Annotated in this window: 20 protein-coding genes; 19 read left to right on the plus strand and 1 reads right to left on the minus strand. The window is 48.9% G+C overall.

Annotated features, from left to right (window positions below):
* Positions 1 to 268 precede the first annotated feature (268 nt).
* Positions 269 to 1,558, plus strand: coding sequence for an L-cysteine desulfidase family protein (locus tag A3842_RS22730; protein WP_074102824.1), 1,290 nt, complete (start codon positions 269 to 271; stop codon positions 1,556 to 1,558).
* 110 nt (positions 1,559 to 1,668) lie between these two features.
* Here A3842_RS22730 and A3842_RS22735 read toward each other — a convergent pair whose 3' ends face one another.
* On the minus strand, positions 1,669 to 2,424 hold the full coding sequence (locus A3842_RS22735; protein WP_074086178.1) for a DeoR/GlpR family DNA-binding transcription regulator: 756 nt from the start codon (positions 2,422 to 2,424) through the stop codon (positions 1,669 to 1,671).
* Between the two features lie 362 nt (positions 2,425 to 2,786).
* On the opposite strand from A3842_RS22735, the gene A3842_RS22740 reads away from it, so the two are divergent.
* The 18 genes from A3842_RS22740 to A3842_RS22825 all read left to right on the plus strand — a co-directional run bounded on the left by A3842_RS22740 (position 2,787) and on the right by A3842_RS22825 (position 24,792).
* Positions 2,787 to 3,938, plus strand: coding sequence for an iron-containing alcohol dehydrogenase (locus tag A3842_RS22740; RefSeq protein ID WP_074102825.1), 1,152 nt, complete (start codon positions 2,787 to 2,789; stop codon positions 3,936 to 3,938).
* A 26-nt stretch (positions 3,939 to 3,964) separates the two neighbouring features.
* Positions 3,965 to 5,428: a rhamnulokinase gene (gene rhaB / locus A3842_RS22745; RefSeq protein WP_074102826.1), complete on the plus strand. Its 1,464-nt coding sequence runs from the start codon at positions 3,965 to 3,967 to the stop codon at positions 5,426 to 5,428.
* A gap of 103 nt (positions 5,429 to 5,531) precedes the next feature.
* The gene (gene rhaA, locus A3842_RS22750) at positions 5,532 to 6,788 is read left to right on the plus strand and encodes an L-rhamnose isomerase (protein WP_074102827.1); all 1,257 of its coding nucleotides are present in this window, start codon (positions 5,532 to 5,534) and stop codon (positions 6,786 to 6,788) included.
* Between the two features lie 57 nt (positions 6,789 to 6,845).
* Positions 6,846 to 7,691 (plus strand): rhamnulose-1-phosphate aldolase, encoded by an 846-nt coding sequence (gene rhaD / locus A3842_RS22755; protein ID WP_074086182.1) that lies wholly within the window; start codon positions 6,846 to 6,848, stop codon positions 7,689 to 7,691.
* A gap of 184 nt (positions 7,692 to 7,875) precedes the next feature.
* The gene (locus tag A3842_RS22760) at positions 7,876 to 8,970 is read left to right on the plus strand and encodes an NADH:flavin oxidoreductase (RefSeq protein WP_074102828.1); all 1,095 of its coding nucleotides are present in this window, start codon (positions 7,876 to 7,878) and stop codon (positions 8,968 to 8,970) included.
* Between the two features lie 264 nt (positions 8,971 to 9,234).
* Positions 9,235 to 10,842, plus strand: a complete 1,608-nt coding sequence (miaB, locus tag A3842_RS22765; protein WP_074102848.1) for a tRNA (N6-isopentenyl adenosine(37)-C2)-methylthiotransferase MiaB — start codon at positions 9,235 to 9,237, stop codon at positions 10,840 to 10,842.
* A gap of 24 nt (positions 10,843 to 10,866) precedes the next feature.
* Complete coding sequence (locus A3842_RS22770; RefSeq protein ID WP_074086184.1) at positions 10,867 to 11,319, plus strand: YlbF/YmcA family competence regulator; 453 nt, start codon at positions 10,867 to 10,869, stop codon at positions 11,317 to 11,319.
* A 50-nt stretch (positions 11,320 to 11,369) separates the two neighbouring features.
* Positions 11,370 to 12,140, plus strand: a complete 771-nt coding sequence (locus A3842_RS22775; RefSeq protein ID WP_371916018.1) for an NUDIX domain-containing protein — start codon at positions 11,370 to 11,372, stop codon at positions 12,138 to 12,140.
* A 13-nt stretch (positions 12,141 to 12,153) separates the two neighbouring features.
* Positions 12,154 to 12,696: a cysteine hydrolase family protein gene (locus A3842_RS22780; protein WP_074086186.1), complete on the plus strand. Its 543-nt coding sequence runs from the start codon at positions 12,154 to 12,156 to the stop codon at positions 12,694 to 12,696.
* A 45-nt stretch (positions 12,697 to 12,741) separates the two neighbouring features.
* Complete coding sequence (locus tag A3842_RS22785) at positions 12,742 to 14,214, plus strand: nicotinate phosphoribosyltransferase (protein WP_074102829.1); 1,473 nt, start codon at positions 12,742 to 12,744, stop codon at positions 14,212 to 14,214.
* Positions 14,215 to 14,639: 425 nt separating this feature from the next.
* On the plus strand, positions 14,640 to 15,869 hold the full coding sequence (locus A3842_RS22790) for a family 8 glycosyl hydrolase (RefSeq protein WP_074086188.1): 1,230 nt from the start codon (positions 14,640 to 14,642) through the stop codon (positions 15,867 to 15,869).
* A 167-nt stretch (positions 15,870 to 16,036) separates the two neighbouring features.
* Entirely contained in the window at positions 16,037 to 16,351 is a 315-nt protein-coding gene (locus A3842_RS22795; protein ID WP_074102830.1) for a hypothetical protein, read from the plus strand.
* Positions 16,335 to 17,024, plus strand: a complete 690-nt coding sequence (locus A3842_RS22800; protein WP_143186344.1) for a class F sortase — start codon at positions 16,335 to 16,337, stop codon at positions 17,022 to 17,024. The genes A3842_RS22795 and A3842_RS22800 overlap by 17 nt, the downstream gene beginning before the upstream one ends.
* Complete coding sequence (locus A3842_RS22805; RefSeq protein ID WP_074102832.1) at positions 17,021 to 18,145, plus strand: amidase domain-containing protein; 1,125 nt, start codon at positions 17,021 to 17,023, stop codon at positions 18,143 to 18,145. The genes A3842_RS22800 and A3842_RS22805 overlap by 4 nt, the downstream gene beginning before the upstream one ends.
* Before the next feature lie 112 nt (positions 18,146 to 18,257).
* Positions 18,258 to 19,709, plus strand: coding sequence for an oligosaccharide flippase family protein (locus A3842_RS22810; protein ID WP_256701817.1), 1,452 nt, complete (start codon positions 18,258 to 18,260; stop codon positions 19,707 to 19,709).
* 568 nt (positions 19,710 to 20,277) lie between these two features.
* The gene (locus tag A3842_RS22815; RefSeq protein ID WP_074102833.1) at positions 20,278 to 21,288 is read left to right on the plus strand and encodes a 2-oxoacid:acceptor oxidoreductase family protein; all 1,011 of its coding nucleotides are present in this window, start codon (positions 20,278 to 20,280) and stop codon (positions 21,286 to 21,288) included.
* A gap of 26 nt (positions 21,289 to 21,314) precedes the next feature.
* Positions 21,315 to 23,621, plus strand: a complete 2,307-nt coding sequence (locus A3842_RS22820) for a thiamine pyrophosphate-dependent enzyme (RefSeq protein WP_074102834.1) — start codon at positions 21,315 to 21,317, stop codon at positions 23,619 to 23,621.
* A gap of 142 nt (positions 23,622 to 23,763) precedes the next feature.
* Positions 23,764 to 24,792 (plus strand): ROK family protein, encoded by a 1,029-nt coding sequence (locus tag A3842_RS22825; protein ID WP_074086195.1) that lies wholly within the window; start codon positions 23,764 to 23,766, stop codon positions 24,790 to 24,792.
* Positions 24,793 to 24,799: the final 7 nt, after the last annotated feature.

The following is a 24,799-nucleotide window of genomic DNA, read 5'->3' on the forward strand; positions in this document are numbered from 1 at the left end:
TGTTAAAAATTACTATATCGCTCTATCCTACTACAACACTTTTCCAAAATCCTGTCAATTTCAGATTTCACATTCAATGGATTTATGTTAATTGTTCACTTGCTGCAAGCAGGATTTCCGGGGGTTCGCCGCTTTCCCGACAGCTTGTGGACCAGCCTTCCTCTTGCTTTGTATACTGAAGGACAAGAAAAGGGGGTTCCCTGGCGCTGCCCTCTGATATACTATTAAGAAATAACTTGTACAACTAGAGAGAAGGGTGAAAGCATAAATGGCCAGCTTATTGGAGATTTTGCGCAAAGAAGTCGTACCGGCCGAAGGCTGTACCGAGCCGATTGCGGTTGCATATGCTGTCTCCTTGGCGGCAGAGCTTCTTGAGGAAGATATCACGGCAATCCGGCTGCAGCTCAGCGGGAATATCATTAAGAACGCGATGGGTGTGGGCATTCCCGGTACAGGTCAGACCGGACTCCCGATCGCAGCAGCACTCGGAGCGGTGGTGGGCCGTTCCCACAAAAAGCTCGAGATCTTGTCAGGCCTGAATCCGGCCGAATTGAAGCTGGCTAATGATCTGTTAGAACGGGGACTCCTTGAAGTAGAGCTGAAGGTTACACCTGAGAAGTTGTATATTGAAGCCCAGGTATATTCCCGGAACCATATGGCGACTGCCATTATTGCCGGAGAACATACTCATATAGATTTTCTTGCACTGGATGGGGAGAAAATCACACCGGCCAAGTCCAAGGCAGATTGCGGCAAACCCGGACGGTCAGATTCCGAGACGTATGCGGGTTCTGTTGAAGGGATCTTTGAGTTTGTCCGCAACGTTCCTTTCCAGGATATCCATTTTCTTCTGGAAGGAGCCAGAATGAACAAAGCTATATCCGATGAAGGATTGCGCGGGGATTACGGCTTGCAGGTGGGTAAGAAAATGAGCCAGCAATCGGCGGTGAACTTGTTCGGCAATGATGTAGCAAGCAAAATCATCGCCGCGACGGCTGCCGCCTCCGATGCGAGAATGGACGGCAGCGCAATGCCGGTAATGACTACGGCAGGCAGCGGTAACCAGGGCATCGCCTGCACGCTTCCTGTGATTGCTTTGGCAGAGCTGCTGGGCAAGGATGAGGAAATGCTGGCTCGGGCGCTTGCGCTGAGCAATCTGGTTACTGTCCATATTAAGCATTACATCGGGCGGCTATCGCCGCTATGCGGTTCAGGGATTGCCGGCGGAGTAGGAGCGAACAGCGGAATTCTCTATCTTATGGGCGGAAGCCTTGCCCAGATTAAATTTGGGATACAGAATACCATCGCGTCCCTTTCAGGCATGATCTGCGATGGGGCCAAATCAACCTGTGCGCTCAAAATCTCCACCTCTACCAATGCGGCTATTCAGGCAGCTACGCTGGCAATGAACAACATTGGGCCAACGACGAAGGATGGGGTTATCTTTGAAGAGGTGGAAGACACGATCCGCAACATGGAGCGTCTGGTTCAGGAAGGCCTTGCGGATACCGATGCTACAATCTTGAACATCATGCTCTCCAAAGGCGGAGTGCTGTAGCTGTATAATTTACAATCCATACCATCCCCGAATAAAACATACGTTTTCATACTTAAATACAAAACCGCCCGGTTCCCTGCGCAGTAAACACAGGGGACCGGGCGGTCTTTTTAATACAATACCTCGATATTCTCTTCGGCAAGCCGCTTCAGCCAAGGATCTGCAGGTCTGCGGTCCGTAATCAGCACATCGATGCTGCCAAGTGCAACCAGCCTTGTAAAGGCGGTTTTGTCAAACTTGGTATGGTCGGCAAGCAGCACAACCCTTTCCGCCTGACGGAGCATGTGTTTCTTCAACTCACACTCGGGTTCATTGGAATCGGTAATTCCCCGCTCCATATCAATGCCTTTGCAGCTAATGACTGCGGTATCCACATTATAGCGCTGGATGGTATCATGGGCGACCGGCCCGACCAGCGATAGTGAACGGTGGCGCAGTGAACCGCCGGAGGAAATGATATTCAGGCCGGAGTTCGCGAACTCATGCAGAATATTAATGGAATTGGTGATGATTGTCAGATTGTTTTTGTTGCCCAGCAGCTTCAGAAATTCAAAAGAGGTAGAACTGGGGTCGACCATCAATGTATCCCCATCATTAATCAGGTCCAGCGCTTTAAGCGCAATATTTCGTTTGATATCGGTGTTGAGCGCATTGCGCGTCACAAAAGGCAGGTCCTCATTCGTATGCCTGTTCAGCATTGCACCGCCATAAGTCCGGCTTAGAATGCCGTCTTTCTCCAGCTTTTCCAGGTCCCTGCGGATCGTTTCCTCGGTTACCTCGAACATCCGGCTGAGATCGGAGACGAGGACCCGTTTATCCTGATGTACAAGATCTATGATTTTCTTGCGTCTTTCGGCAGCCAGCATATGTATCCCCTTTCCGGAACGATATGGTCTAACTATAGACTTAAATATCTGTGTTTTGCAAGAAAATAAACGAAAACCACAGGTATTATATATACGTTTCTTCGCAAAACAGACATTAAACAAATAAAAACAACATTATCTATATTTTATTTGTTGACAACAAAGATTCATGAAGATACGATGAGGATGTTAATGCTCTGACTGTAAGCGATACCTTTTGGAGTGGCGCCAGTACCGGTCGGCTGATATGCTCAGAGACCAGCTTGAGGTACCAAAGACGGCATATAGCTTGAGGCTTGCGAAGAAGAACATTAATCCGAATAACACCGTTATAACAAATTGCCTGGGAGGCTGGTCAATCAATGAGTACTCATGTCTATTATGTTCCGTCCACCAACATTATGGGTAAAGGCTGTCTGAAGGATATTGGTCCTTACATTAAGGAACTGAATTTGAAGAAGGCGCTTGTGGTTACCGACAAATTTCTGGTCAAGAGCGGCATTGCCGGCAAATTGCTGGCTGTACTGGATGAAGCGGGGATTCAATATGCCCTCTATGATGAAGTCAAACCTAATCCAACGTGCAAAAATGTCCATGACGGTGTGGATTTTCTGAACGTTCAGGGCTGTGATTATCTGATCTCCATCGGCGGCGGCTCACCGCAGGATACTGCCAAAGCGATTGGAATTATTGCCACCAATGGCGGGCATATCAAGGAATACGAAGGCGTGCATATATCCAAACATAAATCTCTGCCAATCGTAGCTGTCAATACAACCGCCGGTACTTCTGCCGAAGTCACTATTAATTACGTAATTACCGATGAAGAACGCAAAGTGAAGATGGTTATGGTCGACAAAAACAGCATCGCTACCATTTCAGTGAATGATCCCGAGCTGATGATCGACAAACCAGCCGCGCTTACCGCCGCGACAGGAATGGATGCGCTCACCCATGCCATCGAAGCGCTGGTTACGCCTGGAGCCTATCCGGTAACTGATGCTACCGCACTGGCTGCGGTGGAGCTGATCTTCGCCAATCTGGCGCGGACCGTGAAGAACGGACATGATATTGAAGCGAGGGAGCAAATGGTCTATGCCATTTTCCTGGGCGGTCTGGCCTTCAATAATGCGGGTCTCGGCTACGTGCATGCGATGGCGCATCAGCTGGGCGGCGTATATGATCTGCCCCACGGTGTATGCAATGCAATGCTGCTGCCATATGTGGAAGAAGAAAATGCAAAACATGTACCAGAGAAATTCAGAAGTATTGCCAAAGCCATTGGACTGCAGGTTGAAGGCAAAACCGATCAGGAATGTGCGGCATTCGTTATTGAATCCATCAAGGCGCTGTCCAGGGAAGTGGGCATCCCGTCCAAATTGTCTGAGCTTGGCGTAGATGAAGTTGATCTGGATCTGCTCGCTGAGAACTCGATGAAGGACGCCTGCGCACCTGGTAATCCTTTTATACCAACCAAAGAAGAAGTAATTGCCCTGTTCCGCAAAATTCTCTAGTACAACATATAGTAAGGAGAGCTTCTATGAACAAACATATCGCCGTCGATATTGGCGCCTCCAGCGGCCGGCTTGTGCTTGGGACCCTCAGGGACGGTATCCTGACTCTGGAAGAGCTCCACCGGTTCAGTAATGGATTCACCGAGCATGAAGGCTCCTGCTTCTGGGACATTGATTATTTATTCGACCAGATTATTACGGGTCTACAGAAAGCCACGGCACACGGCATTACAGAGTGCACGTTAGGCATCGATACCTGGGCGGTGGATTATGTGCTCCTGGATGCGGAAGGCAACCGCATCCAGGAGGTGTATGCGTACCGGGATTGCCGGACGGAAGGAATGATGGAGGAAGTGGCTGCGCTCATTCCACCGGAGACGGTTTATGCCAAAACAGGGATTCAGCAATTAACCTTTAATACGCTATACCAACTGTATGCCCATGACCGAAATGAACGGGCCGCAGCAGAACAAATTCTGCTGGTGCCGGATTATCTCTACTATAGATTAGGCGGACGGAAGATCAATGAGGTGACGAATGCCTCGACCACTCAATTGCTAAATTTGCAGACTGGTGATTTTGACTCGGAACTGCTGTCCCTTTTACATTTGCGTAGAGAGCAGTTTGCTGTACTGACAGCTCCGGGTGAGAGCCTCGGTTATATCCGGGAGCAGCTTGTAAGCCGGTATGATCTGCCCCGGTGCCAACTGATTTGTACAGCTACCCATGACACTGCATCTGCAGTGCTTGGTGTACCCGTGCAAAAGGGCCGATCATCAGCTTACATTAGCAGCGGTACCTGGTCGCTGCTGGGCGTGGAGCTTGACCAGCCGATTAACAATCCGCTAGCGATGGCAGCCAATTACACCAATGAATGGGGAGCCTTCGGCACCTACCGTTTCCTTAAAAACATCATGGGACTGTGGCTGATCCAGGAGGTGCGCAGATTGGACGGTGAACGCTACAGCTTCGCCGAGCTGGCCCGGCTGGCCGGGGAAGCCGAAGGCTTCCGCAGTCTGATTCCCTGCAACGATCCGCGGTTCCTGAATCCGGATCATATGATTGAGGAAATCCGTGCCGCTTGTGTGGAGAGTGCCCAGCCTGAGCCGCAGACACCGGGACAGCTTGCCCGCTGTATATTTGACAGCCTGGCCTTGTCTTACCGGAGTTATCTGCAGGAGCTTGAAGCTCTGACGGGAACGGCGGTCAAGGTGCTGCAAATCGTAGGCGGCGGTGCGAATAACGGACTGCTGTGCCAGCTGACCGCCAACGTTATCGGCAGGGAAGTGCTGGCGGGTCCGACAGAGTCGACAGCACTGGGGAATCTCGCGGTTCAGCTTATTCATGAGGGCAGTGTGGCCCATATTGCTGAAGCCAGAGAGATCATCGGGAACTCTTTTCCGATTGTATCTTATACCCCTCAACCGGTCCCTGAGCTGCAACATCTGCTGGAGCGCTGGGAGGCCCTTCGTGCACCCGATGTCCTTTAGGCAGTGCATGATCACCACATGACCGGTTTTTTGTTTTCGAAGCCATTTTATATGAAGTGAAATCAGGGAGCGGATGCTCACAAAACTTTTAGGAGGTTACAGCATGGATCAGAGCATCATCAACAGTTATCACGAAGCCCAAAAATTATATGCAGCCCATGGAATCAACGTGGATGAGGTTTTGGAGAAGCTTGCACAGATCAAAATTTCACTCCACTGCTGGCAAGGGGACGACGTCAAAGGATTTATTTTCAAAGACAAGGAGCTGAGCGGGGGGATTGCTGTAACCGGCAGTTACCCTGGCCGTGCCGGTACACCGGATGAGCTGCGTAAGGATTTGGAAAAGGCCTTGTCGCTGATTCCGGGCAAACACAAGGTGAATCTGCATGCCATCTACGCTGATACGGATGAACAGGTGGATCTGGATGAGCTGGAACCGCGCCATTTTGCACCTTGGGTCGACTGGGCAAAGGAACAGGGGCTGGGTCTGGATTTCAATCCAACCTGCTTCTCCCATCCCAAAGCGGCAGACGGCTTCACCTTAAGCCACGCGGATGAGGAAATCCGCAGCTTCTGGATCAAGCACTGCAAGGCTTCGCGCAAGATTTCCGAATATTTTGGCCGCGAGCTAGGACAGACCTGTGTGACGAACTTCTGGGTACCGGACGGTTACAAGGATACTCCGGTAGACCGTCTGTCCCCGCGCATTCGGCTGAAGGAATCCCTCGATGAGGTATTCAGTGAAGAGATTGATCCTAAGTACAACATCGATGCGGTAGAGAGCAAGCTGTTCGGAATTGGTTCGGAGAGTTATGTGGTTGGATCTCATGAATTCTATATGGGCTATGGATTGACCCGCGGCAAGGCGATCTGCCTGGATGCCGGACATTTCCATCCGACAGAAGTGATCTCCAATAAATTGTCCTCCATTCTGATGTTCAGCGAACAACTTCTGCTGCATGTCAGCCGCCCGGTCCGCTGGGACAGCGACCATGTAGTCACTATGGATGATGAGCTGCTTGAAATCGCACGCGAGCTCGTTCGCGGGGATTTGCTGGGCCGCACGAATATCGGCCTGGATTTCTTTGACGGCAGCATCAATCATATCGCTGCATGGGTTATTGGCACACGCAATACCATCAAGGCGCTCTTGCGCGCCATGCTGGAGCCGGTGGCAGAGCTAAAGGCTATCGAGTTGGCAGGAGACTATACCTCCCGTCTGGCCCTGGTCGAAGAATTCAAGTCTTATCCATTCGGTGCTGTCTGGGATTATTACTGCGCTTCGCAGAATACACCTGTACGCGAACAATGGCTGGCTGAAGTGAAGAGCTACGAGCAGGAAGTGTTGTCTGCTAGATAACGGCTGATCCGAAGTTATGGGCTACGGCTAGCAATGCATACAAAGGAGAGAAAACATATGAATACATCCGTAATTGAGTCCAAAGGCTATATTGCCGGTATAGAAGCACCGTTTATCCGGGAGATGTCGGAAATTACCCATCACATGTGGTCGCTCGGCTGGGATGAGCTGAACGGCGGCAACGTGAGTTACCTGCTGGATGAGGAGGAGGTAGCGAAATATATCAACATCCGTGAGTCTTTGCGGACGATTAAGCTGACTTTTCCGGTACAGGAGCTGGCTGGAAAATATTTTATCGTTACCGGTTCGGGCAAATACTTCCGCAATGTGATCAAGGATCCGGAAGCGAATCTCGGCGTCCTTCGTGTCAGTGATAGCGGAGAGAGTGTTGAAGTCCTGTGGGGCCTTCGTGACGGCGCAGTACCGACCAGTGAGCTGGCTTCGCATTTCATGAGCCATATTGAACGTCTGAAGGTCGATCCTACGCACCGCATTGTGCTGCATACTCATGCTACGAACGTCATCGCCATGACCTTCACCCATGATCTGGATGAGCTGAAATTCACCAAAACCCTCTGGGAAATGTGCACTGAATGTCTGGTTGTCTTCCCGGATGGTGTCAGTGTCATTCCTTGGATCGTTCCGGGCAGCAGTGAAATCGGCCGGGCTACCGCCGACAAAATGAAAGAATATCGCGTGGTGATCTGGCCACAGCACGGCATTTTTGTCACCGGTGCCACTATGGACGCTACCTTCGGGCTCGTGGAAACGATCGAAAAAGCGGCAATCGTCTATAACCTGATTGGCGGCAGAGAAATCAAACAGAAGATTACGGACCGGCAGCTGGCTGATTTGGCTGCAGCCTTCCGCGTAACGCCAAAAGCAGGAATATTAGAATTATAGAATTCTTATGAATCAGGGAGCTTTTCATTTTAACTGAAACTTGAACCGGTCACAAGCAGTGAACTCCTGTGGCCGGCTTTTTTTGTGTGCAGGGAATCCTGCAGGCACTCCGTTTGCTTTTAAGCATGACAAGAGGCATAATATGCTTACTTAAAGTAATTATATTAATTAACGGAGGCTGAATATGAACACTGATAAATTGTTTGCTCCTTTTCAAGCAGGAGGCTTGTCCCTCACCAATCGTATCGTAATGGCACCTATGACCCGCGTGTATTCGCCTAATGGCGTTCCTGGTGAAGATGTTGCAGCCTATTACCGCCGCCGTGCTGAAGGCGGAGTGGGCCTGATCATTACCGAAGGGACGGCGATCAACCATCCGTCAGCGGTCAGCCACCAGAATATCCCGAACTTTCATGGTGAAGCCTCTCTTAAAGGCTGGGCAAAAGTGGTGGAAGAGGTTCATGCCGCTGGCGGCAAGATCGTTCCCCAACTCTGGCATGTCGGCATGGCCCGCTCCGTTGGCCAACTACCGAATGTAGAGGCACTGCCGGTTGGCCCTTCCGGACTGGACTTGGCCGGTGAGCAGATTACGGAACCTATGACCAAGCAGGAAATTGACGGGATTGTTGCTGCCTTCGCCCGGGCTGCTGCTGATGCCCAAGCAGCAGGCTTTGACGGAATTGAGCTGCATGGTGCACACGGCTACCTGATCGACCAATTTTTCTGGGAAAAAACCAACAAACGGACGGATGAGTACGGCGGCGATCTGGAAGCACGGACGACATTTGCCGTTGAAATCATCGATGCCTGCCGCCGTGCGGTCGGTCCGGATTTCCCAATCATTCTCCGTTTTTCGCAGTGGAAGAGCGGGGACTACTCCGCCAAGCTGGCGCAGACACCGGATGAGCTTGCCCGTTTTCTCACTCCGCTCAGCAATGCCGGTGTGGATATTTTCCACTGCTCGACGCGCCGCTTCTGGCTGCCGGAATTTGAGGGCTCCGAGCTGAATCTGGCGGGCTGGACGAAGAAAATCACCGGGAAACCAACAATTACTGTTGGTTCTGTAGGTTTGAACAGTGAGTTTGTAACCGCAGTTACCGAAAAAAATGATGAAGATAATATCGAACGTCTGCTGGAGAAACTGGAAAATGCTGAGTTCGATCTAGTCGCCGTCGGCAGAGCTCTTATCAGTGATCCTGCCTGGCCTGCAAAGGTACAGAGCGGCAGAACAGACGAGATTATTGCTTTTACTTCCGAAGCGACAAAGACTCTATATTAAAGTAATTAGGATATACTGAATATGTAGCCGCCCTGGTCAGGGCGGTTTTTTCTGTTAAAAGATAAGAATTTATATGTTTCACGCTATAAATTATCCTTCTCTTTCTTGCTGAAACGGTGCCGTCCTTAAAAAAGGACGGCGAAGCCGTTTCCGCTTGGCCCGCTGATTACCGGAATGGATGATTTATGCTATAATTTTTACTTGAGCATTACCATTTCAGCCTTGCAGATGGTGTAGGGCTTCATGAATAAAGGACGTGAAACCATGACAATAGGGAATAACTCACCGGACTTAAAATCCGGCAAGGGTGGTTCGAAGGATTACTCGAAATATTTTGATTTTTCTGATGCTAAAGTCATCAGTGAAGAAGAAGGCAAAACAACTTACCGGATCAAGGGCCGTACTGTTCAGATCAATTCCAACCCGGATTACAAGGAAGGCAAACGCCGGGGCAAGCAGGAAATTGAGGTCATTGACTTCGAGAACACGGAAACGAACCGGATTATGGAAGAATTCAGAGAGATCAACCGGCACAAGCAGCATTATTACTCCATAGCCACTTACGGCTGCCAGATGAATGAGCATGACACTGAAACGATGAAGGGGCTTCTGGAGCAGATGGGTTACCTCGGCACCGAGGACCGTAATCTGGCGGATATCATTCTGCTGAACACCTGCGCCATCCGGGAGAATGCGGAAGATAAGGTATTCGGCGAGCTTGGACACCTGAAGAATCTGAAGCTGGAGAAACCGGGTCTCTTGCTTGGTGTCTGCGGCTGCATGTCGCAGGAGGAAGGTGTGGTCAACCGGATAATGTCCAAGCATGGATTTGTGGATATGATTTTCGGTACCCATAACATCCACCGCCTGCCGCAGCTTGTTAAGGAAGCGTACTTTAGTAAAGAACTTGTCGTAGAGGTCTGGTCCAAGGAAGGCGACATTATTGAGAACCTTCCCAAGAAGCGGGAGGGCATGCGTGCTTGGGTGAACATCATGTATGGCTGCGACAAGTTCTGTACCTATTGCATTGTACCGTTTACGCGGGGCAAGGAGCGCAGCCGCCGTCCTGAAGATGTAATCGGTGAGATGCGGGAGCTGGCACGGCAAGGTTTTAAGGAAGTAACATTGCTGGGCCAGAATGTTAATGCCTACGGCAAGGATTTTACCGATATAGACTATACATTCGGGGACCTGATGGATGATATGCGGAAGATCGATATTCCTCGCATCCGCTTCATGACATCGCACCCCCGCGATTTTGACGATAAATTAATTGAAGTGCTCGGCAAAGGCGGGAATCTGACAGAGCATATCCATCTGCCGGTACAGTCGGGAAGTACCGAGGTGCTGAAAAAAATGAGCCGGAAATACAGCCGCGAAACGTATCTGGAGCTTGTCCGGAAAATCAAGGCCAGCGTGCCGAATGCCGTGCTAACTACGGATATTATTGTCGGGTTCCCTGGTGAGACCGAAGAGCAGTTCGGGGATACACTGTCCCTGGTGCGCGAAGTGGGCTATGATATGGCATATACTTTCATTTATTCTCCGCGGGAAGGAACACCGGCAGCTTCCATGGAGGACAATGTAACGCCTGAGGTGAAGAGTGAACGCCTGCAGCGGTTGAATGATCTGATCAAGGAGCAGAGCCGGGACAGTAATGACCGGATGCTTGGCGAGATCGTCGAGGTGCTGGTGGAAGGCGAGAGCAAGAACAATTCGAATGTGCTGTCCGGACGCAGCCGCGCCAACAAGCTGGTGCATTTTGAAGGGCCGAAGGAATGGATCGGAACCTTTGTTCACGTTAGAATTACCGATACGAAGACATGGTACATTAAAGGGGATTGTGTAGCTGAAGCTGCGGCAATTCTATAATCATAGAGGAATGGGGCGATAGAAATGAGCCAGGAAGAACCGCGTGTGAACCAATACGGAATGAACACCTACAATACCCGTGACCTGATTGTGCGAGAGGATATTATGGGCAAAGCCAAGGAGCTTGCCTCGCTCATTTCCACCAGTGAAGAAGTAAAGCATTTCCAGCAGGCTGAGCAGAAGATACAGAATCATGAACGGGTGCAAAGCCTCATCGCTACAATCAAGAAGAAGCAGAAAGAGATTGTGGCTTTTGAAAGCTTCAAGAACAAGGAAATGGTTGCCAAAATCGAACGCGAAATTGAAGTCCTGCAGGATGAGATCGACGGAATTCCGGTCGTGAATGAGTTCCAGCAAAGCCAGAGCGACATTAACTATCTGCTGCAGCTCGTCATTTCTGTGATCCGGGACACCGTTTCAGAGAAAATCAATGTAGAAGCGGGTACCGAAGCACCTCCTTCGACCTGTGGTGACTAAATCAAGAATAGACCACTTATTAAATAAGCTGCGGCAAAGGATGATTCATTGTGAGTGAGAACGGGGAACAAACCTATAACGTCAAAAAATACCGCACACCGGACGGCGTTCCGGCCGATATTGTCATGTTTACCCTGACCAAACGCGAGCGGAAGACCGTGACCAAGACGCTTCCGCTACGTGAACTAAAGGTCATGCTCGTGAAACGCAAAAAATGGCCGTGTGCCGGGATGTGGGCGCTGCCGGGCGGCTTTTGCCAGGAAGATGAGTCTATCTATGATGCCGCGACCCGTGAGCTGAAGGAAGAAACCGGTGTAGACGGCGGACATTTGGAATATCTGGGTGTCTACAGCAAGCCCGGACGCGATCCGCGCGGATGGATCATCAGCCATGCTTTCTTTGCGCTGGTGGAAGAATGGATGCTGGAGCATAGACAAGCTTCCGATGATGCGGATGAGGTTGGGCTGTTCACGCTGCAGGAAGCGCTTGAGGAGCTTGAGCTTGCTTTTGACCATCATGACATTATTTCGGATGCCTATTTGCGGATTCAGCAGCAAATGCTGCAGACGACGATTGCCAGGCAGTTTCTGCCGCGTCACTTCACACTAAGTGAACTGTATCAGGTGATCCAGACTGTCGTTCCTGAATTCAAAGAGCCCAATTTTATCCGCAAAATCACTTCAACCCGCAGCCGTCAGGGCATATTAAAAGAAGTACGGGATGAAGCCGGCAATCCGGTCAGCTCCAACCAGTATTCGCAGCGTCCGGCTCAGCTCTACATGTTCACGGATCATGAGCCTTTGTTATCAATCTATACCTAGGAGGGATAGGGAAATGAGAGCCTTGATCGTAATTGACTTCACCAATGATTTTGTGGACGGCAGTCTGCCCGTGGGGCAGCCCGGTATGGATATCGCACCACGGATCAGTGAGCTTACACAGATGTTTGTGGATAATGGGGATTACGTGGTGATGGCTGTCGATCTGCATGAGGAGAATGATCCCTATCATCCGGAGAGCAAGCTGTTTCCGCCGCATAATCTGCGGGGTACCGGGGGGCGTGAGCTATACGGCAGTCTGAAAGACGTATACGATCAGAATCAGGAATTAATATACTGGATGGACAAAACGCGTTACAGCGCCTTTTGCGGTACGGATCTCGAACAGAAGCTGCGTGAACGGGGGATTACCGAACTGCACCTGACCGGAGTATGTACAGATATCTGTGTCCTGCATACGGCAGTGGATGCCTATAACAAGGGCTTCAGTATTGTCGTTCACAAGGATGCGGTGGCCAGCTTCAATCCGGAAGGGCATGCCTGGGCGCTTGGACATTTCAGCGGAAGCCTCGGAGCGAACGTAGTGGCAGCAGAATAACCGCTTATTCACCATCTATAGAAAGCACCAGCGAAAAGCTAGGAGATGAGGATTTTGAGGAGAGAACTTGCTCTACATACAGACAAATATCAAATCAATATGATGTACGCCCATTGGGTGAACGGAAGCCATAAGCGCCGGGCGGTGTTTGAAGCCTATTTCCGCAAGCTTCCTTTCGGTAACGGCTTCGCCGTATTCGCCGGGCTGGAGCGCATTACCCAGTATATCGCCGAGTTGCGTTTTACGGAGGATGATATCCGCTACCTGTCGGAGCAGGAAGAGAATTATGCACCTGCTTTTCTCGAAGAGCTGCTGCAGTTCCATTTCCAGGGCAGCATACATTCCATGAAGGAGGGTGCCCTGGTTTTCCCGGATGAGCCTCTTGTCCGCGTCGAGGGGACGATCATGGAGGCGCAACTGGTAGAAACAGCTATTCTGAACTTTATGAACTACCAGACTCTGATTGCCACAAAGGCCTCGCGGATTAAGCAGGTGGCTCCGAAGGATACCCTGCTGGAGTTCGGCACACGGCGTGCGCAGGAAGCAGATGCAGCTGTATGGGGCGCACGGGCAGCTTATATCGGGGGCTTCCATGCAACCTCGAATATGCTGGCCGGCAAGAAGTTCGGTATTCCCACAAAGGGAACCCATGCCCATTCCTGGGTACAGAGCTTTGCCAGCGAGCAGGAAGCCTTCGATGCTTATGCCAAGGTGATGCCAGATGGCGTTACTTTGCTGGTGGATACGTTCGATACGCTGCGCAGCGGTGTGCCGCATGCGATCAATACGGCTAAGAAGCTGGAAGCGGCAGGCAAGCGGATGAATGGCATCCGGCTGGACAGCGGTGACTTGGCTTATTTGTCCATCCAGGCGCGCAAAATGCTGGATGAAGCCGGACTGGACTACGTGAAGATCGTAGCCTCCAATGATCTGGATGAAAATACGATTATGAACCTGAAATCTCAGGGAGCGGCCATTGATACTTGGGGTGTCGGCACACAACTCATCACGGCTTCGGATCAGCCATCCTTGGGCGGTGTATACAAACTTGTCGAAATTGAATCGCCTTCCGGTGAAATGGTCCCGACGATCAAGATTTCATCCAACCCGGAGAAAGTATCCACACCAGGCAAAAAAGAAGTTTTCCGGATCATTGGGCCCAAAGGCAAAGCTCTTGCTGACTATATCAGCTTCCCCGGGGAGAAAGAGCCGCAGAGCGGTGCCCGCCTGAAGCTGTTCAACCCGCTGCATCCCTATCTGCAGAAGTATGTGGAGAAATATAAGGCCATGCCGATGCTTGAGCCGATCTTTGTGAACGGGTTCCAGGCCTACACCTTGCCGGATCTGGATGAAATCCGGCGCTATCATCAGGAACAGATTGATTTATTCTGGCCGGAGTATCTCCGCAAGCTGAATCCCGAAGTATACCGCGTGAATCTCAGTGAGCAGGTATGGACCCGCAAGCAGCAGCTGATTGCGGAGCATTTGATGCCGGACCCGAATGATGAAATGAGCTAATATCCAAAAGTGAGAGATGACGGCGAGGCCGTTCCTGCAGTGGAGCTTCTGCTGTGGAACGGCCTTTTTGTACCTGTAGAAAAGCAGTTTCCCTACAGTTCAGCTATCCACACTTTACCTGGTAAATTTATTCCATAGGACAATCTGCCTATTTACATCAGAGGATTGGAATAATATATTAATTATGTTATTATTTTCAAATTATCAGATGGTTGGAGTTTTATTTTTTTGTTGCAAAAGTTAAAGCGCTTTAACTTTTGCGTCCCGGAAGCTGCTGTTTTCTAGGCTGCCAGGGAGGTGATGGTCCAGTCTGTATGGTATTTGGTCCGAAAAGTTTCTTACTCACGGGTATGCTTCCAAGGCGTGTTTTACACAAAGCTTATTGATGAAGCCGATGTCTACCAAACTTTGAGGAGTGATTGTTGATGGAAAATCAAGGGAAGCGCAGGTTGCACTGGAAATCGCTAGTATTGTTATGTCTGGCCATATTTATTCTGCCTGCAGGCTCTGCTTTTGCAGCGGTGAACAAACCGTTTCCACAGCATACTACGTATACTAGCGGGACGATCAAACCGAATAATGTAACTCAAACCGTGATGGACAATGCCGTAAAGACCAAATGGGACGCATGGAAAGCAGCATATCTCAAGCCGGCCGGTACGGGTAAATATTATGTCAAATATAACTCGGACGGGGAAACAGTATCAGAGGCGCATGGTTATGGCATGCTGTTCACGGTACTGATGGCTGGCTACGACAGCAACGCCCAGACATACTATAACGGGCTCTATAACTATTACACTGCGCATCCGAGTGCCATCAACCCGTATTTAATGTCCTGGAAACAAAACAGCAGCTTCCAGAATATTGAAGGCGAGGACTCCGCAACAGATGGTGACATGGACATTGCATTCTCACTTCTGCTCGCCCATAAGCAGTGGGGCAGCAGTGGCACGGTCAACTATCTGCAGGCGGCTAATCAGATTATTGGCGCCATTATGGATAACGAAATTAATCAGACCCAGTGGACGATCCGGCTTGGGGATTGGGCCAATAGCGGTACGTATAATACGGCCACACGTCCTTCGGACTTCATGCTGAATCATTTAAAAGCCTTCCAGGCCGCGACGGGAGATTCGCGTTGGCAGAACGTAACAGACAAAACCTATACCATTATTAATAGCCTTTACACTGGATACAGTCCGAGCACCGGTCTTTTGCCTGACTTCGTCGTGTATTCCGGGGGCGTCTACAAACCGGCGGCAGGGGGCTTCCTGGAAGATGCGAATGACGGGAATTACAATTATAACTCCTGCCGCACACCATGGCGGATTACAACGGATTATCTGCTCACCGGAGATACCCGCGCCCTGAATCCATTGAACCAGCTCAACAGCTGGATCAAAACGAAGGTCAGCAGCACTCCGGGCAATATCAAGGACGGTTACAAGCTGAACGGGTCAACATTCGGAAGCTATAACAGCGGCGCTTTTTATGCTCCTTTTGGCGTAAGCGCAATGACCTCCTCAGCCAATCAGTCCTGGCTCAATTCTCTCTGGAGTCATACCTCTGGCAGCGCAGCGGAAGATTATTACGAAGACAGCATCAAGCTGTTCTCCATGATTGTGATGTCCGGTAACTGGTGGACCTACTAAACTATACGTGTCACAAATGAAGCATAGGCCTATCCGTCAACGGATGGGCTTTTTTTGTATATATGAAAAATGATGGGTCCCGAAGGAATGGGATGAATTTACTCCACTAAAATAAATCGTTATGGAGATATTAATATGCGGGGAACAATTTTTAAGGAGGGTTATAAATGAAAAAGATCTCAATAGCGATTATGTCAGTATGTCTTATGCTATCTACTGCTTCTGCGGTACAAGCATCACCTAGTGAGACTCAACACGAAAAGAAAATGCATATGCAACAACATGAGACTAAAGGAATCAAAGCAAAAAGCATGAAAGAGAAAAGCATGAAAGAGAAAAGCATGAAAGAGAAAAGCATGAAAGAGAAAAGCATGAAGGAGAAAAGCATGAAGGCAAAAAGCATGGAAGCCAAAGGAATAAAAATAAAAGCAACCAAGCTGCCAAAATCCGGTTTTGGCGGTGCCAGTGAGCAAATGGAATAGGAGGACGAAAGAGGGCGGATCACTTCCCCCTCTTTCTTTTCTAAACATGAGAAAATGGGCTGCTTTATTTTTTGTGATATTCATTTGCATTAGTCTTGCCGGTTGCTTGGACAACCACTCCGGCAACTATGAGAAAGCGGAAACCTTAATCCCCGAAGCTTCCCCGGCTCCTTCAGAAAAGCCGAAGATTTTGGAGGTCAAGAAGTCTGAAGTTCCTCCGGAGAAATTTTTGCCGGATATCATAGAAATTCCCTCCATTTCAGTTAAGGCAGTAATCAAGCCTGTTACCATCCTTGCTAATGGGCAAATGGACGTGCCTAAGAACACGGGTGTGACGGGAATACTATATCCCGGAATTTTACCCGGGGAAAAGGGAAATGTTATTATCGACGGACATGTGGATAGCTATACTGGGCCGGCGGTTTTTTACAAGCTGAAAAAACTGAAGCAGGGGGATCTGATTATTGTCTCTGACCAGCTGAAACACAGGTTAACTTACACTGTCCAATCAGCAGAGGTTTTTACCCCGGCAGAAGCACCAGTGGAGCGGATATTTGGGAAAACCGATGAATACCGCATGAATCTGATCACCTGTACAGGAAGATATAGCAGAAAGAAAAAAGAACATGAACAAAGATTAGTCATCTTTGCGAAGATAGGTGAGAAACTATGAAACAGTTCACAAGAAAGATGTATATCTGTGCTGCCGCAGGCATTATTTTTGCGGCCACATTGTTTTTCCCGTTACCCGGTGCAAAGGCTGAACCGGACAAGCATGAAATGGAAGCGGAGCTGAACGAAATGTTCAAGGCCCGGGCGGAGGCATTAATTCATCCGTACCCGGAGTCCATTAATAAATATTACCTTCCGGAAAAAGCTAGCCAAATGGCACTGCAGCATGAGCATTTGCGGGAAGAGTATGTAAACAAGTGGGCGGAGAAAAGGGCGTTGAAGTTGACGAGCTCAGAGTCCAGTATTCGTATTATCCGTCAGAGCATTGTTGAGGATAAGGCCCGAATCTCCTTGGTGCAATCTCATAAAGTAGGATATGTATATATCAATAAAGTCATGCAGGAGCAAGTCTTCGGTGTTGGAACGAGGCACTTTCTCACATTAAAGAAAAGTGAAGGCCGTTGGAAGATCGCCCGGGAATGGTACCTCGATCCGCTGGATGAGAACCCTGCCAAAATTGCTGATGGACCTGAGGGCATAGCCCCAGCAGTTCGGGCAAAGTCCGAACCTGCAGACGGACAAAAGTATAAGCGGAAACGGGCTGTACATTATGCCAATAAATACGCTGGTGCTGCGTGGGGAGCAGGGAATAAGCATCATTATAATAAAAAATACCTGGATTACACGGGTAAGGGCGGAGACTGTACCAATTTTGCTTCACAAGTAATAGGTGACCCAGAGGAAGGAGGGGGGTTGAACATGGCGGGAGGTTGGCGTTATTTTCAGAATTCAGGAGGAACGCAAACCTGGGTACAGACGGATGCCTTTAGTAATTACTTAACCAGATCCGGTTATGGAACTCTGATTGCCAAAGGCGATTACCATCATATCGTCACTCCTTCGCAAAAATACCCCGGGGGAGCCATTTCTCAGCTGCAGGCTGGTGATCTTATAGGCTATATATTGCGGCATAACGATACGGACCACTTTTCTGTTGTAGTCGGGTTTGATGATTATGGCTACCCTTTGGTCAATTCGCACACCGCAGACCGGTATCGTGTCCCTTTTGATTTAGGGTGGGATCGGGATACCAAATATCAGTTATTTCATATCAAAGATTGAGTAAGTTAATGCTTGTCAGCATATCGCGGGTTCACAGTCATAAATATAGAGATAAGAATCTATATTTATGCTGGAGGGAATCATGGGGATACCGCGGCTTCTCAATCAATTCATGATCAGAGCCGGTGCCATGTTCATAGTGAAATTGATTGGACTGGCTGGCCGTGTGATCCTTACAAGAATCGTTGGTGCTGAGGGAATAGGACTGTACCAAATTGCCTATTCCTTTTACGGCTTCATTTTGATGCTCACCAGCGGTCTACCAACGACGCTTGCAATTGCAACAGCTAAAGCACCTAAACAGGGTTGGAGGATTTTTAAGGTAGTGTTCCTCTGTCTCGTTCTTTCCGGTTGCGTTCTTGGTCTGAGCATTTTTAAGAATTCAGCCACTATTGGTCAGTTGCTTGGAAACCCTGGATTAGCATATGCAATTCGCAGCCTTGCTCCATCCTTGTGGATAGTTCCCCTTCTCGGATTAATAAGAGGATACTTGCAAGGGTTGAAACAAGTCGGGATCATCGCCCTGTCTGAGATCGCTGAGCAGGCATTCAGAACTGTATTCATGCTGTTGATTGTTGGACAGCTACTGTCGCTCGGTGTAGAACGGGCAGTTGGATATGGACTATACGGTACTTTTTTAGGGGCGTTCCTCTCCTTCATTATATTGACTGTATGCATTTCTCTTAAAAAAGCAGAGTTCCCCCTTAGCAGGGCTCCAGATCAATTATTAACAACGTCCTGGTTTGTGAACACTTCGTTAGCGATCTCAGCTACCCGCCTGTTAATTCCATTTTCAGAATTCCTTGACGCTCTTATTATTCCCGATCGTCTGGTTGCAGCGGGAAACACTGCTTCTGAAGGTACCGCTATATACGGAGTTATTTATGGAATGGCTGTTATTGTGGTTTATGCGCCTACGTTGTTTATTGGAGCATTGAGTCATATCTTAACCAGTCAAATTGTTGCCGAATGGCAGCAGGGTAACCAGAGAAAATTCAATAGTCTCTGTAATACAGCCATATGCACATGTTGGTTATGGGGAGGACTAACGAGTTTGTTTTTGTTTTTCTACTCGGACGAGTTATCTTATTACATCTTTCATAGTGATAGCGCAAGTAATATGATTAGATATCTATCCCCAATTCCGCTTATCGTTGGTTTTCGGGAGATTTCCACCAGTATTTTGTGGGCGCAGGATAACCGGAAGAATCCTTTCATGGGGATACTTACTGGAATTGTATGTTCAATCATGGTCCAATATTTTTTGGTGGCAATCCCTGGTTATGAATATAAGGGGGCTGCTCTTGCAATTCTGTTGCTTGAAACAATGGCTTCTATTTGGAATATTAAAGTGTTATTCTTCTCAAAAGTGAACTTAAAGAGGGTAGTAAAACCTTTGCTATGTGATTTAACGTTCGGGATTTGCATACTTCTAGGAATGGCCCTTTCGACTCCCCCCTCAGAAAACATTATCAGTCTATGGCGATTTTTATGTATCGGCGCTTTATTTTTTGCGGTTACAGGGGGGTATATTTATTTGCGCTGTATACGGAAATTTCTGTGATATTAAAATCAAGTGAATACACAAACATTGTCCCGTCAGTGATTTTATGATGGCGGGCTTTTTTGTGCATCATAGTTTCCGCTATAAGATACTAACAGAACGCGTTAAAAAGGCGGAAAAAGGAATCGAAACACATCCGTGATAACGGGTTTTTTAAGAAAATTAGTGACACTAACTGAACGCAAAAAAACCGCTCGTAAAAGAAATAAAGGTCATTGACGATGCTGCTGATACTATGATTCGATCATGTTTTATGTGACATTTTTAACATCTTAATTTTTAATTTTATTGCTAAATTAAGGGTGACATTTGTTCCACATTCGACTTGGGAAGTGCGGGTTAACACACAATATTCACATGTTGTCGTTTTTATGGCAGATTATCTTCTATTAAAGTAACACAGCACTGTCGCGTATAAAGAAATCAATTGAAATCCATAAATTATTGTGATTCCTGAGGCGTGGAAAATGCAAGATATGTCACTTCGCGACTTGCAAAATCAAGTTACAATCGTTGAAAAAGTCAAAAGGATGTTATTCTACTTGACACTAAGAAAGGGGTTATGTCGGTGGTACAATTACCTATCGTTAACGATCTCGGATTTTTTGAGATTCGTCTGGAGTCCATTGGAGGCTTAGGTGCGAACCTGGCGGGCAAAATGCTCGCAGAAGCAGGGGTGGTCGGAGCGGGCCTTAATGGTGTCAGCTTCTCATCTTACGGCTCGGAGAAGAAGGGGTCTGCTGTTAAGGCGCATATCCGTTTCTGTGATCTGAACACACCTATCCGCGACACCTCTCCTGTGGAACGTCCACATGTTGTGGGTGTATTCCATGAAGCGCTGGCCAAGACAGTCAACGTGACCAGTGGTATTCATGAGCAGAGCACCGTACTCGTGAATTCGGCCAAATCGCCGGAGGAGCTGAAAGAGCTCCTGAAGATGAAAGCCGGAACCATTGCCGTAATTGATGCAACAAGTATTGCACTGAAAGAGAAAAATCGCGTGAATATGGCAATGTTGGGTGCGTTGTTCCGGCTTTGTCCATTTCTTGATACCGCAACGATGAAGGATGTTATTGAGAAGTCCCTTGGCAAAAAATATCCCCAGGCTGTCGAATCAGCCATCACAACATTTGACCGCGGTTATAATGAAGTGAAGTTTATGCAATTTGAGCTGGCTGCAGGGGATAGCATGCCTGAATATGTCCGTTCCGATATTGGAGTTCTGGGTTATGATACACAGCCGATTGGCGGATCTATTATTAATCCAGGGAGCACCTTCCTGAAAAATTTGAGTATTTCCCGCTCCGGTATGATCCCGGCGTATGAGAACGAAGCGTGCATCCACTGTGCTCAGTGCGATACGGTATGTCCGGATCAGTGCTTTGTATGGGAAGAACGGATTGACCGCAAGGGCCGTTCACAAATGTTCCTGACGGGTATCGATTATCAATATTGCAAGGGTTGCCTGAAATGTGTCCATGCCTGTCCGACATCCGCACTGTCAAGCCAGCGTGAGAAGGAAGGCTATGCGGACACCCACACAGTGCATCACCAATTTGATCTGATTACACAGGTTTAATCCTTGGAAGAAAGGTGGAATGAATAATGGCTATTGATTATGAACAAGAAGTAGGCTCCACCAAAGTGGAGCAGAAATTCCTATATGAATCCGGTAATGAAATGGCTGCATATGCTGCTCATCAGATCAACTATCACGTGATGGGCTATTTTCCGATTTCGCCATCCACTGAAGTGGCCCAGTTCCTGGATACTATGAAAGCCAGCGGACAGCACGACATCATGCTTGTACCTTCCGATGGTGAGCATAGCTCTGCGGGGATCTGTTACGGCGCATCAACTGCAGGCGGACGCGTATTCAACGCAACCAGTGCCCAAGGTTATATGTTCATGCTGGAGCAATTACCTGTACAAGCAGGTACGCGCATGCCTATGGTCATGAACCTGATCTGCCGCTCGATCTCCGGTCCCCTTAATATTCACGGTGACCACTCCGATCTATATTTTGCCCTCAATACCGGCTGGCCGATTCTGATGTGTCGTGATCCTCAATCTGTCTACGACATGAATCTGATGGCCCTGAAGCTGGCTGAACACGCCAAGGTCCGACTTCCGGTAATGGTCGCATCTGACGGCTATTTCACATCTCACCAGAAGCGGCGCGTGCAAGCCTTTGCCCATCGGGAGGATGTTCACAAGTTTGTTGGCGAACAGCCCCCAGCGGGCTTCACAGACACCTTGGACCGCAACAATCCAGTTACCGTAGGACCGTACATGAACGAACCGGATTATATTAATAACCGTTATCAGCAATCTGTTGCGATGTACAATGCCGGAGAGGTATTCGAAGAGATTGCCCAGGAATTCGCTGAGCTGACCGGACGACACTATCCGATGATCGAGCAGTACCGGATGGAAGATGCCGATGTTGCCGTGTTCCTGATGAACTCCGCCTCGGAGATCATCAAGGATGTTGTGGACCAGCTTCGCCTCCAGGGGATCAAAGCCGGAGCCATCTCTCCGAACATGATCCGCCCTTTCCCGCAGAAGCAAATCGCTGAAGCGCTGAAGAATGTGAAGGCCATTACGGTCGGTGACCGTGCGGATTCCGTCGGCGGACATGGCGGCAACATGGTTAACGAGATCAAGGCAGCGCTGTTCACTTACGGAAATACAACCACCAAAGTAATCAGCCGGATTTATGGACTGGGAGGCAAGGACTTCTATGCCGAAGACGGACATCATTTCTTCCAATTGGCAATGGATGCAGTTGTTGCTGACCGTGTGGAAATTCCGTTTGATTACTATGGCCACAATCCTGGAACGCCGGACAAAGCGCCGAAGCGTCTGCTGAAGCCGATGAGTTTTGAATCACTGAAGACAGGTCTTATCACCGTGAAGCAGAACGAAGAGACAGGTAAGCTTAGTGTGAAGGTTCCGCCAATCCGCAGCCTGATGAAGAAACCGAGACGGCTATCACCGGGACACGGCGCATGTCCGGGCTGTGGTATTTTCTCAGGTCTGGAGCTGTTCTTCAAAGGAATTGAAGGGGATATTGTTGCCCTGTATCACACGGGCTGTGCAATGGTCACAACGACCGGTTATCCTTATTCAGCTCATAAATCGACGTTCATCCACAACCTGTTCCAGAATGGTGCAGCTACGTTGTCTGGTGTCGTGGAGATGTTCTGGGAACGCAAACGCCGCGGAGAACTGGATGGATTGGGACTACAGGAAGACTTTACCTTTGTCATGGTAACTGGTGACGGGGGCATGGATATCGGCATGGGTCCGGCTATCGGTGCTGCACTACGCGGTCACAAGATGATTATTGTTGAGTACGATAACGAGGGATACATGAATACAGGCGCCCAACAGTCGTATTCCACACCACTCGGCCACCGGACTTCGACTTCAAGCATCGGCAAAACACAGCAGGGTAAAGTAACCCAGCATAAGGATACCGCTCAGATTATGGCAGCCACCAACATCCCTTATGTATTTACCGGTTGTGAGGCTTACCCGCAGGATCTGCTTAAGAAGGCGGCCAAAGCCCAGTGGTATGCCCAGAATGAGGGTCTGGTCTATGGCAAGATTCTTATTGCATGTCCGCTGAACTGGATGAGTGAAGACAAGGACGGTACGAATATTGTATCGCTGGCAGTGGAATCCTGCTTCTTCCCGCTCTATGAAGTAGAACAGGGCACGACGACGATTACGTACAATCCGGAAGAGAAAGACAAGCGCGTGGAAGTTGCTGCATGGCTGAAAACAATGGGCAAAACGCGTCATCTTCTCAAGCCCGAAAACGAACCGGCGCTGCGCGCCTTCGAGGGTGAAGTACAGCGTCGCTGGAACCGTCTCAAAGCCAAACACGAGCACCCGGATTTATAGGACGAATAACATCTGTACTCATCAATAAATAGACGGGCCTGGCAGAATTGATCTGCCGGGCTTTTTTATGTCAAAACCTCACGAAAAAAACTATTTAATAAAACACTTTTATAAAGTATTATAATAAGTGGGGTGAACAGTAATGATGAATATCGGAGGAAACGCTCTGGTTATTAAGGAAGTGAATATCAACCTGGTGCGGCGTGTTCTGAAGGAATGTAAACAAGCCACCAAACGGCAGATTGCTGAGGGAACAGGCCTGAGCATCGTTACAGTCGGTACAGTGCTTGAAATTTTAATCCAGCATAGCGAGGTGGTGGAGGCGGGGCGAATTTCATCCAGTGGGGGAAGACCTGCCCAGCAGTACATATACAATGATGAGCACGCCTTGGCATTGATCCTGTTTCCATTTGAAGAGCTTGGAGGGATCAGTATCCGCTGCACCGTGGTTACACTCTTTGGGCGTTGTCTGCATGAGGCGAGCATACCTGTACAAAAGGTTGATCTGATCTGCTTCGAAGTCATCATTGATGAAGTGTTGAAGCGGTTTCCCGCTATAGGGGCGATTGGTTTTGGACTGCCGGGTGCAGAAGCAGATGGAAGACTGGTGGTATCAGATTATGATACACTGCGCGGTATCCCAGTAGCGGAACATTTCAGACAGCGTTACCAGAAGCAGGTAATTATCGAGAATGATGTCAACGCTGCGGCAATCGGAAACTACAGCAGAACTGAGATGGAGACAGACGCTCCAGCAATCTATTTATACTTTCCTGACCGTTTTCCGCCAGGGGCTGGGATTATTATGAACGGCAGACTTCAGAAAGGGAAAAGTGGTTTTGCCGGGGAAGTGGCCAATATCCCTTTGGGTATTGCCTGGGGCAGCAGTGAATGGCAGTCCTCACCGGAGAAGCTGACTTACGCCATTTCCAGGCTGGTGTCTGCGGTCAGCAGTGTACTAAACCCGGGGTCGGTGGTACTATACGGCAGCTTTTTACAGGAGGGACATCTGATTGGTATTACGGAACAATGTGCAGAGTTGCTGCCGCCTGGTGCGGTTCCTCATATTGTGCTCAGTATGGATTTCGCTGGAGATTATTTGCAAGGAATGATCGTTTCAACACTATCAACCCTGGAGACAGGGCTGCAATTGACCAAATCTGGAGTATAGGCGGTTG

Origin of the sequence: Paenibacillus sp. P3E (assembly GCF_001909045.1) — a bacterium.
GTDB classification, from domain to species: domain Bacteria; phylum Bacillota; class Bacilli; order Paenibacillales; family Paenibacillaceae; genus Paenibacillus_AQ; species Paenibacillus_AQ helianthi.

Bases quoted from the DNA above. Each gene is read 5' to 3' on its own strand.
- A3842_RS22730 (WP_074102824.1), top strand. From the start codon at position 269: ATGGCCAGCTTATTGGAGATTTTGCGCAAAGAAGTCGTACCGGCCGAA.
- A3842_RS22735 (WP_074086178.1), bottom strand. From the start codon at position 2,424: ATGCTGGCTGCCGAAAGACGCAAGAAAATCATAGATCTTGTACATCAG.
- A3842_RS22740 (WP_074102825.1), top strand. From the start codon at position 2,787: ATGAGTACTCATGTCTATTATGTTCCGTCCACCAACATTATGGGTAAA.
- rhaB (WP_074102826.1), top strand. From the start codon at position 3,965: ATGAACAAACATATCGCCGTCGATATTGGCGCCTCCAGCGGCCGGCTT.
- rhaA (WP_074102827.1), top strand. From the start codon at position 5,532: ATGGATCAGAGCATCATCAACAGTTATCACGAAGCCCAAAAATTATAT.
- rhaD (WP_074086182.1), top strand. From the start codon at position 6,846: ATGAATACATCCGTAATTGAGTCCAAAGGCTATATTGCCGGTATAGAA.
- A3842_RS22760 (WP_074102828.1), top strand. From the start codon at position 7,876: ATGAACACTGATAAATTGTTTGCTCCTTTTCAAGCAGGAGGCTTGTCC.
- miaB (WP_074102848.1), top strand. From the start codon at position 9,235: ATGACAATAGGGAATAACTCACCGGACTTAAAATCCGGCAAGGGTGGT.
- A3842_RS22770 (WP_074086184.1), top strand. From the start codon at position 10,867: ATGAGCCAGGAAGAACCGCGTGTGAACCAATACGGAATGAACACCTAC.
- A3842_RS22780 (WP_074086186.1), top strand. From the start codon at position 12,154: ATGAGAGCCTTGATCGTAATTGACTTCACCAATGATTTTGTGGACGGC.
- A3842_RS22785 (WP_074102829.1), top strand. From the start codon at position 12,742: ATGAGGATTTTGAGGAGAGAACTTGCTCTACATACAGACAAATATCAA.
- A3842_RS22790 (WP_074086188.1), top strand. From the start codon at position 14,640: ATGGAAAATCAAGGGAAGCGCAGGTTGCACTGGAAATCGCTAGTATTG.
- A3842_RS22795 (WP_074102830.1), top strand. From the start codon at position 16,037: ATGAAAAAGATCTCAATAGCGATTATGTCAGTATGTCTTATGCTATCT.
- A3842_RS22805 (WP_074102832.1), top strand. From the start codon at position 17,021: ATGAAACAGTTCACAAGAAAGATGTATATCTGTGCTGCCGCAGGCATT.
- A3842_RS22810 (WP_256701817.1), top strand. From the start codon at position 18,258: ATGATCAGAGCCGGTGCCATGTTCATAGTGAAATTGATTGGACTGGCT.
- A3842_RS22820 (WP_074102834.1), top strand. From the start codon at position 21,315: ATGGCTATTGATTATGAACAAGAAGTAGGCTCCACCAAAGTGGAGCAG.
- A3842_RS22825 (WP_074086195.1), top strand. From the start codon at position 23,764: ATGATGAATATCGGAGGAAACGCTCTGGTTATTAAGGAAGTGAATATC.